The organism is Pseudoalteromonas sp. P1-30 (assembly GCF_001400005.1).
GTDB classification, from domain to species: Bacteria; Pseudomonadota; Gammaproteobacteria; order Enterobacterales; family Alteromonadaceae; genus Pseudoalteromonas; species Pseudoalteromonas atlantica.
On the sequence record NZ_LKBC01000002.1, the window covers coordinates 26057 to 42374 of the forward strand.

The 16318-nt window shown below is 41.6% G+C and carries 15 protein-coding genes; 7 read left to right on the forward strand and 8 right to left on the reverse strand.

The annotated features are described in order from the left end of the window. Positions 1–106: 106 nt before the first annotated feature. Positions 107–1030, forward strand: coding sequence for a LysR family transcriptional regulator (locus tag AN395_RS03585; protein ID WP_024034243.1), 924 nt, complete (start codon positions 107–109; stop codon positions 1028–1030). A 12-nt stretch (positions 1031–1042) separates the two neighbouring features. On the opposite strand, the gene AN395_RS03590 is transcribed toward AN395_RS03585, so the two are convergent. The 5 genes from AN395_RS03590 to AN395_RS03610 all read right to left on the reverse strand — a co-directional run bounded on the left by AN395_RS03590 (position 1043) and on the right by AN395_RS03610 (position 6763). Beyond that, on the reverse strand, positions 1043–1777 hold the full coding sequence (locus AN395_RS03590) for a dienelactone hydrolase family protein (RefSeq protein WP_054982143.1): 735 nt from the start codon (positions 1775–1777) through the stop codon (positions 1043–1045). A gap of 77 nt (positions 1778–1854) precedes the next feature. After that, positions 1855–3186: a glycerophosphodiester phosphodiesterase family protein gene (locus AN395_RS03595; protein ID WP_054982144.1), complete on the reverse strand. Its 1332-nt coding sequence runs from the start codon at positions 3184–3186 to the stop codon at positions 1855–1857. 55 nt (positions 3187–3241) lie between these two features. Continuing rightward, positions 3242–4105, reverse strand: coding sequence for a carboxylate/amino acid/amine transporter (locus AN395_RS03600; RefSeq protein ID WP_054982145.1), 864 nt, complete (start codon positions 4103–4105; stop codon positions 3242–3244). Between the two features lie 103 nt (positions 4106–4208). Next, on the reverse strand, positions 4209–6344 hold the full coding sequence (locus tag AN395_RS03605; protein ID WP_054982146.1) for a M3 family metallopeptidase: 2136 nt from the start codon (positions 6342–6344) through the stop codon (positions 4209–4211). Between the two features lie 212 nt (positions 6345–6556). Next, complete coding sequence (locus tag AN395_RS03610; RefSeq protein ID WP_004587392.1) at positions 6557–6763, reverse strand: hypothetical protein; 207 nt, start codon at positions 6761–6763, stop codon at positions 6557–6559. A gap of 197 nt (positions 6764–6960) precedes the next feature. On the opposite strand from AN395_RS03610, the gene AN395_RS03615 reads away from it, so the two are divergent. From AN395_RS03615 to yegD, 6 genes are all read left to right on the forward strand, one after another. Further along, positions 6961–7824, forward strand: coding sequence for a mechanosensitive ion channel family protein (locus tag AN395_RS03615; protein ID WP_024034237.1), 864 nt, complete (start codon positions 6961–6963; stop codon positions 7822–7824). Between the two features lie 410 nt (positions 7825–8234). Further along, positions 8235–10499, forward strand: a complete 2265-nt coding sequence (locus AN395_RS03620; protein ID WP_024034236.1) for a TonB-dependent receptor — start codon at positions 8235–8237, stop codon at positions 10497–10499. Positions 10500–10605: 106 nt separating this feature from the next. Beyond that, on the forward strand, positions 10606–10905 hold the full coding sequence (locus AN395_RS03625) for a hypothetical protein (protein ID WP_004587389.1): 300 nt from the start codon (positions 10606–10608) through the stop codon (positions 10903–10905). 53 nt (positions 10906–10958) lie between these two features. After that, positions 10959–11615: an HAD family phosphatase gene (locus AN395_RS03630; protein ID WP_029773425.1), complete on the forward strand. Its 657-nt coding sequence runs from the start codon at positions 10959–10961 to the stop codon at positions 11613–11615. A 33-nt stretch (positions 11616–11648) separates the two neighbouring features. Continuing rightward, on the forward strand, positions 11649–12491 hold the full coding sequence (locus AN395_RS03635) for a DNA ligase (protein WP_029773426.1): 843 nt from the start codon (positions 11649–11651) through the stop codon (positions 12489–12491). Positions 12492–12552: 61 nt separating this feature from the next. Further along, positions 12553–13917 carry a molecular chaperone gene (gene yegD / locus AN395_RS03640; protein ID WP_029773427.1) on the forward strand — a complete coding sequence of 455 codons (1365 nt, stop codon included), beginning with the start codon at positions 12553–12555 and terminating at the stop codon, positions 13915–13917. Positions 13918–13928: 11 nt separating this feature from the next. On the opposite strand, the gene AN395_RS03645 is transcribed toward yegD, so the two are convergent. Genes AN395_RS03645 through AN395_RS03655 form a run of 3 tightly spaced genes read right to left on the reverse strand, consistent with a single transcriptional unit; the run spans position 13929 to position 16285 of the window. Continuing rightward, positions 13929–14393: a methylglyoxal synthase gene (locus AN395_RS03645; protein ID WP_004587385.1), complete on the reverse strand. Its 465-nt coding sequence runs from the start codon at positions 14391–14393 to the stop codon at positions 13929–13931. Positions 14394–14453: 60 nt separating this feature from the next. Then, entirely contained in the window at positions 14454–15095 is a 642-nt protein-coding gene (locus tag AN395_RS03650; RefSeq protein ID WP_024034231.1) for a LysE family translocator, read from the reverse strand. Beyond that, positions 15092–16285, reverse strand: a complete 1194-nt coding sequence (locus AN395_RS03655; RefSeq protein WP_054982147.1) for a multidrug effflux MFS transporter — start codon at positions 16283–16285, stop codon at positions 15092–15094. The genes AN395_RS03650 and AN395_RS03655 overlap by 4 nt, the downstream gene beginning before the upstream one ends. Positions 16286–16318: the final 33 nt, after the last annotated feature.

The window sequence follows — 16318 nt, forward strand, 5'->3', positions numbered from 1 at the left end:
ATAACTATATGCACTTAAAAGGATTTAAACAACGATGATAAATTTAACTTTATTGGTTTAATTATTGATACAATTATTGGGTTGAATAATCATTGGTGGGTTTGTGATGAAAGTGTCGTTTGAGCAACTTAAAAGCATGGTGGTATTTGCGCAAATTGTCGAGCAGGGCAGTTTAACCGCGGCAGCAAAGCAGTTGGGGTTAACGCGTGCGGTGGTAAGTTATCACCTTAAAAAATTAGAAACGCAATTAGAAGTTACGCTGCTAAATCGCTCAACCCGCACTATGGCGCTAACTGAGGCGGGCATTGCGTATTATGAGCGCTGTAGAGTGATCACAGAACAAGCAAACGCAGCTAATCAGCAAATAGAAAACATTAAAAGTGAGCCACAAGGAGTATTAAAAATTAGCTGCCCTGTTAATGTAGGCATGCAACTAATTGTGCCGGCAATTAATACGTTTAAACGCCAATACCCCAAAATTGAAATAGACCTGCAACTAACCGATGATGTGGTTGATATTATAAAAAACGGCTTTGATATTGCTATTCGTGGAGTCGCTTTAAGTGACTCAAACTTACAAGCCACTAAACTTACAACCATGAGTACCTGTATTTGTGGCTCAGCTGAGTATTTTGAACACTTTGGCAAACCTAAAACGCCAGCTGAATTAGCCTTGCATAAATGGGTGGTGTACCAACTTAGCAGTAAAACATTAACCCTTAGCAAAGAGGGCAAAAAATACGATGTAATATTACAAGGCGGCATAAGCACCAATAATGCCGCGGCGCGTACCGCGTTTGTAGAGGCTGGGCACGGGCTTGGGCGCATTCCGTTGTATGATGCGTGGCCTAAAGTGCAAGCAGGGCTGTTAGAAATAATACTCGATGATTATAAAACAAAAGATATTGAGCTTTATGGCGTGTTTCCACCTGGGGCGGCAGGCTCCAAAAAGCTCAGGTTGTTTATTGATTATTTAAAAGCCTATTTTGTTAAACAGCATACTGCACTGGGCATGCTAAAAAGCACGTAAAACCGCACTTAATTACAAAGTACGATTAAATAATGCAACCGCTTGCTGGTACATAGTAATTGCAAGCGCGGCATCGTAACGCTCGCCCTCATCACGCATAAACGCATGCTGTGCGTTTACTTCTTGCCAGTGGTAGTTAATACCCGTGGCTACACATTGCTGGTAAATTTTACTTCGGCCTTGTTGCGGTACATGTGGGTCTTGCTTACCCCAAATAAAGTGTATTTCACCTTGAATATCAGCCATGCGTTCAAACGAATTGTTACCTGCATTGGCCGTTAAGGTATCACTATGAATATCGGTGGCGTATAAACAAAATGCAGCTTTTATGTGAGGGTTTAATGCGGCTCTGTAAGCTAAATGCCCACCAATGCACACTCCCATGGCGCCCACTGTGCCAGAGCAGTAATCTTGGCTTTGTACAAAGTCGATGAGTGCTTGTGTGTCGCTGTCGTGGTGCTCAAGTGGCTTTTGCCATTTATCGGCATTGCCTTTATCTTTACCCGCGTCATCGTACGCAAGTACAGTACCAATCGGGTTTAGCTCATGAAATACCTCAGGCACTAACACAACAAAACCATGGCTTGCTAAAATAGCAGCGCTGCGCGCAATAGGCGCGGTTTGCTGAAAAATCTCCGAGTAAAAAATAATACTTGGGTATTGGCCAGCTGCTTGTGGGCGGTAAACGGTAGTACGCATTAAGCCTGTTGGGGTGGGTAGGTCGGTATTATGGTGTTGGATTATCATAAAAGCGCTCAGTTAAATAATTAATAAGGTTATGGTAACTGAGCGCAAAAAAATAAACGACCACTGATACTGGTTTTTTAAATGCTTGCAGGCATTTTATTACAACTTGCGTAGTAGCTTACGGTCGCAGGCCAATCCGAAAATATACCCATAACCCCAACATCCTGCGCGAGTACATCAACCACCGTCATCATGTCGCCATCGTTATCGATAACATCGGCGATTGATTGATAGTAGTAGCCACCGCCCTCGTTAAGAGGCCCCGAGCGCTCAAGGCTCCATGCTATCAGTTCAAGCCCTGCAGCTTTTGCGTCAATGGCGTATTGTGAGGGGACAATATTACTTTCGTTGTCTATGGTGAGCATCATCCAAATAGGGGGCGCTAATATTTTAACGCCATCGGCTACTAGCTCTTCCATACTTGGTTGCCACGTTGCAGGGTTACTTGGATCAAAGCCCGCTTCGCTGTCACGGCCATCTAAATATACGCTTTGATTTGCAAAGTCGGGGTTGTTATTTATCCAATATTTCACATCATCGAGATTAAACGATTGCGGGTACACATCACTGCTTGGTACGTCCAATTGCGTGTATTCATCAAGCATTTTTTGCGCGTATTGCTGTTGTGTCATTCCCTCAAAAGGCATGCTCACTTGCGGCGATTTTAGCTCTGGGGTCATTTTTACACCCAAGCTTTTAAATAACTCAATACTTTGTTTATGAGTTACTAACGTTCCACTTGTGGCGTATAAATCGGTGCGCCAGTTGGGCGTGCCCTGCATATATTCACCAACAGTAGTGGCTTGGGTGTTGGCGCCATCCATTTTACCTTCAAGCGTTAAAAATTCGCTCAGGCTGATATCGCTTGTGCAGCATTTAGCGGTGGCAGGCGTGCCACTGGCCGCGTTAGCTGGAGTAAAAGGCACACTGCATTTAGCAGCAAGTTCAGGAATGGCTAATATATTGGTGGTGGTGTGCAAATCGCACTGAGAGTGGCGACACACGAGCTCTTTGTCGCTGGTAAAGGTTACATCGCACTCGACAATACCTGCGCCCATACGCGCTGCAGCTATATAAGACTCCTTTGTATGCTCAGGGTATTGCATTGGCGCACCACGATGACCAATAGAAAAATCTGTACGGTAAAATGGCCCATCTGTACACGATTCTAATTTTGTTTTTAAATCGCTCTGAGCCATATCGTTAATAAGGTAGTCGGCACGAGTACCTAATTGAATATCAGGCGCCTCGCCTTTTGCAACTTCAACAATTACAGGCGTCGGTACTTCAACCACTTCAACGGTGGTATTGGTAACGACTACGTCTTTTTCTACAATTTCGACATCGTCGTCGCAGCCGCTCAGTAGTGCAAGTATTACTGAGCTTGTTATTAGGGTGAGATGTTTCATGTTTGTTCCTTAACGTTATTTTATTCAACCCTAATCGCATTCAATGACAAATTAGCTACAAGGATGTGACGTTATGTTTATTTGTCCCTATTTGATTAATTACCAGTGCCGCTAACATGATTGCCCCCCCCATACTTAAGCGCATAATGTCGGCATTTTTATTCCATATAAGCACGTTAACAATAATACCGGCAGGAATAAGCACGTTGTTCATAACGGCTAATGCTCCCACATTTACTTTTGTTGCCCCTTTGTTCCATAAAAAGTAACCAAGGCCCGAGGCTACAATACCTAAATATATTAAAATACCCCACTGGGTAGGTGTACTCGGTAATTTGCTTGTATTGCCAAATAAAGCGTAGCAAGCACTCGCCACCACTAAGGCGCCAATAAAAAACCAACCAAATACGGTTTTGTCATCCAACTGATTAGTGGCCATTAAACGTTTATAAGTTACTTGTCCGGTGGCAAAACTAATATTGGCACCTTGAACCAGTAATAAACCGATGATGAAATGACTATTGAGGTTTTGCCAGCGAATAGCTACCGCGCCCAGTACGGCAATAAGCGCAACCGCAAAAAAGCGAGGGTTAAAATGCTTATTAAATGCATCGTTTAAAAGCGTTATATAAAGCGGCGTCATAACGGTAAAGAGCAACACTTCGGGTACGCTTAAAAATAAAAAGGAGTGATAGTAAAAGCTGTACATAACACCCAGTTGCACAGCGCCTATCAGCATTAGCTTAAGTGCGAGTGGTTTTGAGGTAAGTTTAGGTTTTAAAAAGGGTAAAAAAACCAATGTGGCTAATGCAACTCGTATTAATACGCTAAACCACGCATCAACTTGGCCTGCTAGGTACACACCAATTAAACTAAATGAAAAAGCCCAAAGTAGGGTAACTGCAAATAAATAGCCCATAATTGTCGTTTTTTATAATTTATAGTGTGGCTAGTTTATCTGTTATAAACAATAAAAGCCCGCAAGCGGGCTTTTATAAGGTTAAAATTAATAAACGAGGTTATTAATCAACTAAACCACGGCGCTTAAGAAGTGCGTCTGTCGTTGGTTTTTGGCCTCTAAACTCAATGTAGCTTTGCATTAAGTCGCGGCTGTTACCTTTTGATAGGATTTCTTCACGGAACTTGTCACCGTTTTCACGGGTTAGGCCACCGTTATTTTCCATATGTGCAAACGCATCGGCTGCAAATACTTCAGTCCATAGGTAGGCGTAGTAACCTGCTGAGTAACCACCGGCAAAAGTATGGCTAAAGTAGTTTGATTTATAACGCGGTGGCACTGGGTAGTAATCAATACCGTGTGCTTTTAGCGCATCGCTTTCAAACTTTTGAACATCACTGATTTTTTTATCAGAACCAAATGAGTGCCATTCCATATCAAGTAAAGCAGCTGCTAAGTATTCAGTAGTACCAAAGCCTTGGTTGAATTTTTGCGATGCTAGTACTTTATCAAGTAATGCTTGTGGAATTGGCTCACCCGTTTTGTAATGCTTAGCGTAGTTAGCAAGTACGGTAGGTTCAATCATCCAGTCTTCGTGTGCCTGTGAAGGAAATTCAACAAAGTCACGTGCTGTAGCAGTACCCGCTAGGCTTGGGTATTTAACATTTGAGAATAAACCGTGCGCAGCATGACCAAATTCATGGAACATAGTCGATACTTCGTCGAAGGTCATTAGCGTTGGCTCACCTTCAGCTGGTTTTGGAATGTTTTGTGCGTTGTAAATAACCGGTTTAGTGCCTTTTAAGCCGCTTTGGCTTACATATGCACTCATCCATGCACCGCCACGCTTACCTTCACGTGCGTATGGGTCCATGTAAAATAAACCAATAGCGCTGCCATCTGCGTTAAATACTTCGTACGCTGTTACATCTTCGTGGTAAACAGGTAAGTCTTTACGCTCTTTAAAGGTGATACCGTAAAGCTTGTTCATTGCGAAGAATAAACCATCATGGATCACAGAGTTCATTTCAAAGTATGGCTTAACTAGTGCAGGATCTAGGTCGTACTTTTCAGCACGTACTTTTTCTGCGTAAAACGCCCAGTCCCATGGCTTAAGCTCAAAGCTTTCGCCAGAATCGTTAATTACTTTTTGGATAGCGGCCGCTTCTGCTTTGGCTTTTTCAACTGCTTTTGGTGCAAGGTCATCTAAAATACCGTACACGTTGTCGGTTGTTTGTGCCATACGCGAAGTCATTACATACGACGCCCAATCTTTAAAGCCTAACAGCTCTGCTTTTTGTGCACGCAGGTTAGTTTCTTCAATAATGATAGGGCCGTTAGTTTTAGCGGCACGGTTTGCAGAGGCTTTAAAAATTTGCTCGCGTAGCTCACGGTTTTCAAGGCTTGATAAGATAGGCTGCTGAGTGGTATTAACCAGGGTGATCATGTAGCCGTCTTTGCCTGCTTTTTTAGCTGCGGCTGCAAGGCCTGCAATTTCACCTTCAGATAGGCCAGCAAGCTTAGATTTGTCAGTAACAACAATAACGTCTTCTTTAAACGATTTTAAAATGTTTTGAGAGAACGCAGTAGATAGCTCTGCAAGTTGAGCGTTTATTTCACGCATTTTTGCTTTTTCAGCATCGCTTAACTTAGCACCGGCTTTTACAAATTGCTTGTAGTAGAAATCAACTAAGCGTTGATCTTCAGCGTTAAGCGCATCTTTATTGTCGTAAATAGTTTGTACACGCTTAAATAACGCACCATTTAAGTAAATGTCATCAGAGTGAGCAGATAATACCGGCGCCATTTTTTTGCTTATACGTTGGTATTCGTCATCTGAAATTAAACCCGATAGGTTGTAAAAAGCAGCAGATACGCGGTTTAACAACTCACCAGATTTTTCCATCTCAACAAGTGTGTTTTCAAATGTTGCTGGTTCTGGGTTGTTTGCAATAGCTTGAACTTGCGCAGTGTGCTGAGCAATACCTGCATCAAAGCCTGCTTCGTAGTCTTTTGTACCAAACTTATCAAACTCTGGTGCCATGTATTGTAATGGGCTTGGTTTGAATAATACATTGTTTGCGTTCATATCTTGCACTTGTGCTGCGCTCTCTTTAGCTGTGTTCTGAGTTTCGTTAGATGAACAAGCAGATAGGATTAGGGCACTAGCAATAGTAGTGGCGATCAGTGTTTTACGCATAATAACTCCATAAAAAGATGAGCCGAAATAGGCTTTTCGAGTCGAAAACCCAGTTAACTTATCAAATTTTGGCGTTTATACAATAAAGTTTATCGGTATTAAGCGGGATTTAAACGCAAATTAGCTACTAAAAATGCGATTTGGAGGTAAAAGTAGCCTTAAAAATAAACGTAAGGCTACTTAAATATTGTATTGTGTGTGTTTTTTAAAGGCTAGTTATAGCCAAGAACAAAGCGTTTTTCAGAACCAAAGCTATTAGATTGCTGGCCAAATTCTTTATTAATAGTAGCAAGTGTTTGTTCTTGCTCAGCAAGAAGGCACAAAATTTTATTGCGGTAATCTAGGCTGCTTTCAAACAAATTTAAATCTACCTGCGGCTGCAAAGTAGCGAGTCTTTGATTTAGAGTAAGTTGTGACATATGTAATCTCCAGTGCTTGTACACTATTTATATAGCACTCGGTGCAATAAAGAGTTAATAAATTGTTTAAACAAAAACGTTAAACCTATTAACTTAGCGTTTTAACACTATTATGCCGTGCTAAGCTTAGCGAAGACTGAACCACACTCATTTTTACTGAACAAATAACAAACAATAAATAATACTTTGGAAAATACATGACGCTCGAACACATTCAACATTATCTCAGCTTGGTTATTTTTACCTATAACGACGTACACATCACTGTGGCTAAGGTTATACAAGTTCCTTTAATTTTATTTGCTATGTGGTTTGTAGTAACGCGCATTGGCAAACTTATTAAAAAAACACTGCTGGCAAAAAAAATCAGCCAAGACGCGGTTCATCTATTTACGCGCATTTATTTTATTTTGAGTATCGCAATATTAATTTTCACCTCGTTAGAGGTTTTAAGTATTCCGCTTACGGCCTTTGCATTTGTATCAGGGGCCATAGCCATTGGGGTTGGATTTGGTGCGCAAAACATTATTAATAACTTTATTAGTGGCTGGATTTTAATGTGGGAGCGGCCAATTCGTATTGGGGACTTTTTAGAAGTAGGTAATGCAAAGGGCGTAGTAGAAACTATTAATACGCGCTCTACCCGCATTCGCCGTAACGATGGTGTGCATATGTTAATCCCTAATTCGCAACTATTAGAAAACACAGTGACTAACTGGACCTTAATAGACGGTAATGCCCGCTCCTCGGTTAGCGTAGGTGTTGCTTATGGCAGCGATGTATTGTTAGTTAAAACGTTAATTCAACAAGTGCTTGATGATCATGATGCGATACTAACAAATCCAAAAGCCTCTGTTTTATTTGACGACTTTGCTGATAGCTCACTGGTGTTTAATGCAATTTTTTGGGTTTGTGCAGAGTCAGAAACCATGCTCAGAAAAGTACGTAGTGATATCCGTTTTAGTATCTATGCTGTTTTTGAAAAACACGATGTGGTGATTGCGTTTCCACAGCGCGATATTCACATTGATGGAGAAATTGCGTTAAAGCGTACTCAATGAATTTAGCCTTTAAAAATTTAGCAAGCATTAACGGGTTTTAACTGCGCGTTTCTAGTTTGGGTTTATTTGTAAAAATACGCAGTTTGCTACTTTAAAGCGGCTTTTGAAAGAAAGGACATATGTCCGCATTATTAGTCTTTTGCATCTAAAAGCGGGTAAAAAAGCTATAAAATGAGGTTAAATGTTGCAAAAAAGTTTACTTTTTTGTACATATTTATGCAGTAAATTTGTAATACGATGGTATAATCTTCATCGTTCGTTCAGCCTCATTACTCCGTTTTTGTACTCTCGGTGATGAGGTCCGCGCGCCATAAAGCTAGACGCGAAAAATTGTACGAGCCCGCAATGAATACATTGCGCAACACAAAAAACCGTTGAACAAGAGTGCATACAAAAGGTTTATACCCGACATGAAAGCAATCAAAAAAACTGCAATAGCGACCATAATTAATGCTGCTTTATTATCTGCAGCTGGTACCTCTGTTTCTACTCTTGCTGCTGAAGAAGAAACTGCAAAAAAAAATAACCAATTAGAAGTTATTCAAGTTACTGCTCGTAAACGTGTAGAAAATGCACAAGAAGTGCCTGTTGCTGTATCTGCATTACAAGGTGATAACCTTGATGCTTATAGTTCTGCTGGTATGGATATTCGCTTTATGAGTGCGAAAATCCCAAGTCTTTCAATCGAATCATCGTTTGGACGTTCTTTCCCTCGTTTTTATGTTCGTGGTTTGGGTAATACCGATTTCGATCTTAATGCTTCACAACCTGTTTCATTAGTTGTTGATGAAGTGGTTCAAGAAAATGCCATTTTAAAAGGCTTTCCAGTATTTGATGTTGAGCGTGTAGAAGTACTACGTGGTCCACAAGGTACTTTGTTTGGCCGTAATACGCCGGCTGGCCTAGTTAAATTTGATACTGTTAAACCAAGCCAAGAATTTGAAGGTTACGGTGCTGTTTCTTACGGTAGCCGTGGCGCTGTAGATACAGAAGGCGCTGTAGGTGGTGCATTAACTGACCGTTTATCTGCACGTGTTTCTTTGCTATGGCAAGATAAAGATGATTACATCGACAACCAAGCGCCTGGCTTTGAAGCGAAAGACGAGCAAGGCGGCTACACAGAAAAAGCAGCGCGTATTCAGTTTTTATACGAAGGCGATGACTTTACTGCTCTTCTAAACTACCACACGCGTGACTTAGACGGCTCACCAATTGCGTTTCGTGCAAACGTTATTGAATCAGGCTCAAACGATTTAGTAGACAACTACGAGCATGATGTTGTTTATCAAGATGCCGCTGTACGCAATACCCAGCAAGTTGAATCTGAAGGCGCAAGCTTAAAGCTTGAGTGGGATATTAGCGATGAATACACGCTAACCTCTATTTCAGGTTGGGAAAGTGCAGAAATATACTCACGTGCAGATATTGACGGCGGTTACGGTGCTTCTTATATCCCTGATTACATGGGTCCAGGTTTTATTCCGTTTTCTTCAGAAAGTGCGGATGGTATTCCAGAGCAAGATCAGTTAACGCAAGAGCTTCGCCTTGCTAGTAACTTCAGCGGTGACTTAAACTACCAAGTTGGTCTTTTTTATTTTGATGAAGAGCTTACAATCGAAAACTTTAGTTACGATACGTTCTCTTCACCTGCTGGCGCTTTAAACGGTTATGTTCAGCAACAACAAGACACAACAGCATGGGCTATTTTCGGCTCTGTAGATTACATCTTCTCAGATAAATTAAAAGTAACTGCGGGTCTTCGTTACTCTGATGACGAAAAAGATTTTGTTGCAGACCGTACAATTAGCCCAATTGGCGGTGGTGCTTTATACGTAGAGCGTAGTGTAAGTGACAGCCACGTAAGCTGGGATTTATCTGCAAACTACAAAGTTAATGACGATGTAAACTGGTACAGCCGTGTAGCAAACACGTTCCGCGCGCCTAGCTTACAAGGTCGTATTCTATTTGGTGATGACGTAACAACGGCTGAATCAGAAACCGTTACTTCATTCGAAACCGGTATTAAATCAGACGTGCTAGACGGCCAAGGTCGTGTAAATGCAACGGTATTTTACTACACAATGGATGACCAACAGCTTACTGCTGTAGGTGGTGGTGCTAACTTTAACCGCCTAGTTAACGCTGATAAAACAACAGGCTACGGTTTTGAGCTAGATACAGAATGGGTATTAAGCGATGAGTTTAATGCAACATTTAACTTAAGCTACAACAAGACTGAAATTAAAGATGATGAGTTAGCTGTAGCGGTATGTGCTCAATGTATCGTGAATGACCCTATTAACGATGCAGGTTTAGCCGTACTAGATGGCAACAGCTTACCGCATGCGCCAGAGTGGATCTCTAACTTTACCCTTCGTTATACGAAAGAACTTGAAGATGGTAATTTCTTCGCATTAGGTGATATTTCTTACCGTAGCGAAATTAACATGTTCCTATACGATTCAGTAGAATTTGAAGGTAAAGCATTAACAGAAGTAGGTTTACGTGCAGGCTACGAGTGGGCTGAAGGTGACTACGAGTACCAAGTATCTGCATTTGTTCGTAACTTATTTGATGAGCAACAAGCAATTGGTGCGGTAGACTTCAATAACAATACGGGTATTGTTAATGAAGAGCGCTACATTGGTGCTGAATTTAAAGTTAACTTCTTCTAAAGATAACCTTAAATTTTATTAATTTTTAAAAGCCTGCCTCGTGCAGGCTTTTATGTTTTTATAAAGCTGGTAAAGTAGCGTTAATTAACTTTGATGAGATAGAAAAATGGCTGGATTTTGGAACTACCGTGTAATTTTTTGTGAAGCAACGAAAGATGAAGCAGCGCAATACCAAATACACGAAGTAGAATATAACTTAAATGGCAAAGTAACTAATTGGTCAGAAACAGGCGCAGCACCTTTTGGTACAACGCTAGATGAGTTAGCAGCTGATGCCGATCGTTTAAAAACGGCGCTAGAAAAACCAGTACTTAAGGTTGTGCGCAAAGCCCGAGGCTACGAGCTGGTTGATGTTGAAACCGGTGAGGAAGCATTTGCTGAGCCACCTGCTGGCTTAACAGCATAATATTATAAAGGCGCCTAGGCGCCTTTTTTAACGTCAAAATTTAAGGAATGAGGATGAGCTTAAACGCAGTATTGTTTGATATGGATGGCACGCTAGTTGACTCTGAAAGCATGCACTTTGAGTGCTGGAGCCAGCTGCTTGCACCCTACAATGTAAGTTATAACGAAGTGGAGTTTTGTCAGCGCTTTTCAGGGCGCCCAACGTTAGAAGCAGCAATTGATATTAAAAATGAGCATAATTTAGCCGTCAGTGCACAGTTTTTAGCAGATGAAAAATATCGATTATTTGGTGAATACGTAAAAACTAATTTACCGCCTGTTATGCCTTTTACTAAGCAAACCTTACACGCTGTTAAAAACAGTGGGCTAAAAATGGCGTTAGTTACCGGCAGTGCTCGTAGCGAAGCTATGCCTATTTTAAAAGGGCTAGGTTTTTATGAGTTATTTGATACTGTAGTGACAAAAGACGATGTAACAAATCCAAAGCCAGCAGGCGATCCTTATCTTTTAGCGCTTGAACACATACATGTAGCCCCAGAGCATGCAATTGCTGTTGAAGACACCTTTACGGGCGTTTGTGCTGCAACTAATGCACAGGTTAGAGTCGTTGCGATTGCAAATCATCATACAATTGACCATGACTTTAGTAAGGCGACGTACAAAATGGCTGACCTAGGTGAGTTTTGGCAGTGGGTCGAATCTCAACTATAGTTATAGCCTTATTTTATTTGCAGGGATGCAGTAATGGCTCAGCTAAAGTACTTACTTTTCATTGTCATCTTTATTGGCTCATCGCTTGTTTTTGCGGCGCAGCCTCAGGTGTTATTGGCAAAAGTGTATGATGAATCTAAACATGGCAATATTAGTGAATACCTCGTCAGTGAAAAATTTGATGGTGTAAGAGCAATATGGACGGGCGATAAATTTATTACCCGTAAAGGAAATGCGATTAACGCCCCGAATTGGTTTACGGCGCCATTACCAAATGTTTGGTTAGATGGGGAGCTGTGGATAGCGCGCACTCAATTTTCTTTGGTCAGTGGGATTGTAAGAACTAAACGCCCCAGTAATTCAGATTGGCACGCTATACGCTATCAAATATTTGATATGCCAGACTCAACCCTTCCTTTTAGTGCGCGTTATAAAAACTACCAAGCCTTGGTAAAACAAATCAATAAGCAGCATATAACTGCAGTTAAGCAACACCGCTTTACTAGCACAGCCCAATTAACAGCGTACTTTGAAGATTTAACTAAGCAAGGGGCTGAAGGGGTGATGCTGCATTTAGCCAATGCTAAACATAAAAGCGGGCGCAGTAATACATTATTAAAGTTAAAGCCCTATCTTGATGCTGAAGCGGTTGTGATTGCACATTTACCGGGTAAAGGAAAATACACCGGTATGTTAGGTGCATTAAAAGTAAAAACACCTCATGGGCAAATATTTAAAATAGGCACGGGCTTTAGTAATAAACAGCGCCAAACACCTCCGGCTATAGGCAGCACGGTAACGTATCGGTACCACGGGTTAACAAAGCATGGCTTACCACGTTTTGCGAGCTTTTTAAGGGTGAGGGAGGGTCATTAGCGTTTATAATTTTGGCAAAGTATGCTAAATTGCGCGGCCTTTTTCTAATGTATGGTGAAGTATGTTTGTAGGTTTTGATTACGGTAGTTCTAATTGTGCTATGGGTGTTATGGAGCAAGAGGAAGTACAGTTAGTGCCACTTGAGCAAGGAAAACATTATTTACCTTCTACTCTTTATACACACCACAGCGCATTAGTTGTCGACTTTGTGGCAAAGCATGTAAAAGGCACAGCCCACGAGCATGACTTTTTAACGAAGCGCCAAGCTTTATTAAATACACTCCCGCGTATTAAGTCAGATCTTGATTTACAACCTACAGATGAAACGCTTTTTATTGGCCGTGAAGCCATTAGTGAATATGTGCAGTTTCCTGAAGAAGGCTACTTTGTAAAATCACCTAAATCGTTTTTTGGTGCCACAGGCTTAAAGCAAGGGCAAATCAATTTTTTTGAAGATATTGCTACCGCAATGATTTTAAAAATAAAGCAACGCGCAGAGCTTTCACTTAAAACCCCACTTACGCAAACGGTTATTGGTCGTCCAGTTAACTTTCAGGCCGTTGGCGGTGAGCAGTCAAATCAGCAAGCTGTAGGTATTTTAGAGCGCGCAGCTAAGCGTGCGGGCTTTAAAGATGTGGAGTTTTTATACGAACCGCTTGCAGCAGGGATTGATTACGAAAGTAGTTTAGTGGAAGACCAAAAAGTGCTGGTTATTGATATTGGTGGTGGTACCAGCGATTGCTCGTTTGTACAAATGGGGCCAAGTTTTAGAGGTAACAGTGAGCGCGATAATGACTTTTTAGCCCACAGCGGTAAGCGAGTTGGCGGGAATGACTTAGATATAGCGCTTAGTTTTCATGGTTTAATGCCATTGCTTGGTTTAGGCAGTACCTTTAAATCGGGCCTACCTTTACCAAACCAACCTTTTTGGCAAGCCTGTAAAATTAATGATGTAAATTTACAAAGTCAGTTTTATAGTGAAAGCCACTATCGAGAACTCACTGCCCAATTACGCGATGTCAGTGCACCTGCGCTTTTCAAACGCTTAATTCATTTACAGCAAAATAAACAGGGCCATCAGTTAGTACAGCAAGGTGAGGCGGCTAAAATAGCGCTTTCATCGGCAGATGCTTTTGATTGCGATCTTCGCTTTTTAGATAATGACCTTAGTAAAAACCTATCGGTAAGCGATTTAGCGGTTGCAGTAGAAAGTAGCATTAGCCAAATAGTAACGTTAGCAAAACAAGCAATTACCGATGCAGGAACCACCCCAGACGTTATTTATTTAACAGGGGGGAGTGCGCAGTCACCACTTATTAAAGCGGCGTTAAGTGAGCATTTAGGTGATATTAAAATGCTTAATGGCGATCACTTTGGTAGTGTAACGGCTGGCCTAACAAAATGGGCCAGCATGCTTTATAAGTAGCTTAAAAGGCTTTAAAGACTAATTTGTCGGGTTGCGAGGTATTTTTCGTAATCTGGCAAAGTACGTTCAAGCTCAGTGTCCATTAAGGGCGAGCTTAATAACATGTCGGCGCTGACTTCATTACAGGCCACAGGAATATTCCAAACAGCAGCTAAACGCAGTAATGCTTTAACATCAGGGTCGTGTGGTTGCGATGCCAACGGATCCCAAAAAAACACCAATACATGAATTTCGTGCTCGGCAATTTTAGCTCCTAGCTGTTGATCGCCCCCCATAGGACCACTTAATAGCTGAATAACCTCTAGCCCGGTGGTTTTTTCGATTAAATGGCCTGTGGTGCCAGTACCGTATAAGGTGTGTCTGCTTAAGGCTTCTTTGTGTTTTTCGCACCATAATTTAAGCGCGGCTTTTTTACCATCATGCGCAACTAAGGCAATATTTTTATTAGCGGGTAGCGATTGTTTTTTTTGTTCCATGCTGCATCTTATTTTGTTGAGTAACCAAGGCTTTGGTTAAGTAATACCAATTTAGTGTAATTAGTATAATAAATTAATGGCCAGTGCAATAAATACCATGCCGGTCACTCGGTCTATCCAAAGTTGGCTATGTGGGTATTTTTTGAAAAATTGCGCTATTTTGTCGCCAAAGTAAATATACGTACAGTCAATTGGGAAAGCAAAAATGGGGTAGAGCAGGCCAAAAAATGCTAATTGAAACGTTGCCGATGATAAGCTTGGGTCTACAAATTGAGGGATAAAAGCAATAAAAAACAACGCGACTTTAGGGTTTAATACCTCGGTCATCATGGCTTGAAACATGACATTTGGCTTTTTACTGGTGCTTACATGGGGCTTATCATCACTAGCGCAATCCACGGTATTTTGCTGCGAAAAAGTGCTTTTAATCATCACAAACCCTAAATAGCACAAATACGCCGCGCCTAAGTACTGTACTGCGCTATAAGCGGTGGGCGAGGCTTTTAACACTGCGCTTAATCCAATAACAGCAAAAAATGTGTGTATTACTCCACCTAAAGCAAAGCCAAATGCGCTTTGCATACCTGCCGCTCTGCCATTGGCAAATGTTTGCGCCATTAAAAATGCGTTTGATGGCCCAGGGGCCACCGCCATTAAAAAGCTCGCCAGTAAAAATGATGCTAAAAAATCAGGGTTGATCATGTATTAACCGGGTGCAATGTATGGGCTTTTTTACTCATTAAAATTAACCAAAGTGGCGCCAGTAACAATAAATGAAAAGCAATTAGCCAAGGTGTGCTAAGGCCTAAATATTGCGTTAAAAACACAAGCACACTAGCGCCACTCATTTGCATAGCACCAATTAAGGCAGAGGCTGTACCGGCTTGTTTTGGAAAGCGCGATAACGCCATACCAGCCGCAGAGCCTAAGCTTAGGGCAAAACCAAGTGCAGCAATTAAAATAGGTAGCATAAGCGCAATGGCCGATTCTATATGGCTAAGTGCAATCATTAATATGCCAGAGGCCACCAATACTGTAACTCCAACGCGCAGGGCTTTTTGGCTATTACGTTTAATATAAATGGGCGTAATAAAGCTGGCTACAATACTTAGTACGGCATTGAGCGTAAACCAAAAAGTAAAGTCGGCAACGGTGCCCCCTAAGTGCGTAATTATCCACCCAGGTGCCAAGGTGACATACACAAGAATTGCCGACATGGCGACCATACACAGTAAGCTATTAAATAAAAATATCGGTGTTTTTAATATTGGCACAAACCGGCGTAAGTCCAATATATGCCCTTGGTAGTGACTATCAGCAGGGCGGGTTTCTCTAAATAAGGTGAGCGTAATGACCAGGCCCGCTAACGCAAACAAAGTTAAAAACATAAAGTTCATGCGCCAGCCAAATTGCACGGTAAGCCAAGCACCTAAAATAGGCGCAAGCGCAGGAATAAAACACACAATTCCATTTAAATAGGTAATCATTTGCCCGCTGCGTTCGCTGCCGTATTTATCACGTACAATAGCAAAAGCAACCACAAACGTAGCACATGCACCTAACCCTTGCAGAGCGCGTGCAAACATTAATACAACAAAAGAGGGCGCCATGTAGGCAAGCAAGGCAGAGCCTGCATACAAGCTAACACCTACAACCGCTACCGGCTTTCGGCCAAACTTATCAGCAAGCGGCCCTGCAATTAATTGCCCTAAACCCACAGTAAGCATAAAAATAGCCACTGTTTGCTGAACCTGTTGTTCGGTTACGTTAAATTGCGTGGCAATAGTTGGAAAAGCGGGAAGATAAATATCAATTGCCATAGGGCAAAATATTACGAGTAACGCTAAGATGAGTAATAAAATTAAGTTAGGTTTAGCGGGCTGTGTTTGCATTAGGTCTCCTTTTGCTGGCTATTTTAGGTGCCC

Excerpts from the sequence above, each read along its gene's own strand:
- yegD (WP_029773427.1), top strand. The coding sequence starts at position 12,553 with ATGTTTGTAGGTTTTGATTACGGTAGTTCTAATTGTGCTATGGGTGTT.
- AN395_RS03595 (WP_054982144.1), bottom strand. The coding sequence starts at position 3,186 with ATGAAACATCTCACCCTAATAACAAGCTCAGTAATACTTGCACTACTG.
- AN395_RS03655 (WP_054982147.1), bottom strand. The coding sequence starts at position 16,285 with ATGCAAACACAGCCCGCTAAACCTAACTTAATTTTATTACTCATCTTA.
- AN395_RS03645 (WP_004587385.1), bottom strand. The coding sequence starts at position 14,393 with ATGGAACAAAAAAAACAATCGCTACCCGCTAATAAAAATATTGCCTTA.
- AN395_RS03585 (WP_024034243.1), top strand. The coding sequence starts at position 107 with ATGAAAGTGTCGTTTGAGCAACTTAAAAGCATGGTGGTATTTGCGCAA.
- AN395_RS03650 (WP_024034231.1), bottom strand. The coding sequence starts at position 15,095 with ATGATCAACCCTGATTTTTTAGCATCATTTTTACTGGCGAGCTTTTTA.
- AN395_RS03590 (WP_054982143.1), bottom strand. The coding sequence starts at position 1,777 with ATGATAATCCAACACCATAATACCGACCTACCCACCCCAACAGGCTTA.
- AN395_RS03605 (WP_054982146.1), bottom strand. The coding sequence starts at position 6,344 with ATGCGTAAAACACTGATCGCCACTACTATTGCTAGTGCCCTAATCCTA.
- AN395_RS03610 (WP_004587392.1), bottom strand. The coding sequence starts at position 6,763 with ATGTCACAACTTACTCTAAATCAAAGACTCGCTACTTTGCAGCCGCAG.
- AN395_RS03630 (WP_029773425.1), top strand. The coding sequence starts at position 10,959 with ATGAGCTTAAACGCAGTATTGTTTGATATGGATGGCACGCTAGTTGAC.
- AN395_RS03600 (WP_054982145.1), bottom strand. The coding sequence starts at position 4,105 with ATGGGCTATTTATTTGCAGTTACCCTACTTTGGGCTTTTTCATTTAGT.
- AN395_RS03615 (WP_024034237.1), top strand. The coding sequence starts at position 6,961 with ATGACGCTCGAACACATTCAACATTATCTCAGCTTGGTTATTTTTACC.
- AN395_RS03620 (WP_024034236.1), top strand. The coding sequence starts at position 8,235 with ATGAAAGCAATCAAAAAAACTGCAATAGCGACCATAATTAATGCTGCT.
- AN395_RS03635 (WP_029773426.1), top strand. The coding sequence starts at position 11,649 with ATGGCTCAGCTAAAGTACTTACTTTTCATTGTCATCTTTATTGGCTCA.
- AN395_RS03625 (WP_004587389.1), top strand. The coding sequence starts at position 10,606 with ATGGCTGGATTTTGGAACTACCGTGTAATTTTTTGTGAAGCAACGAAA.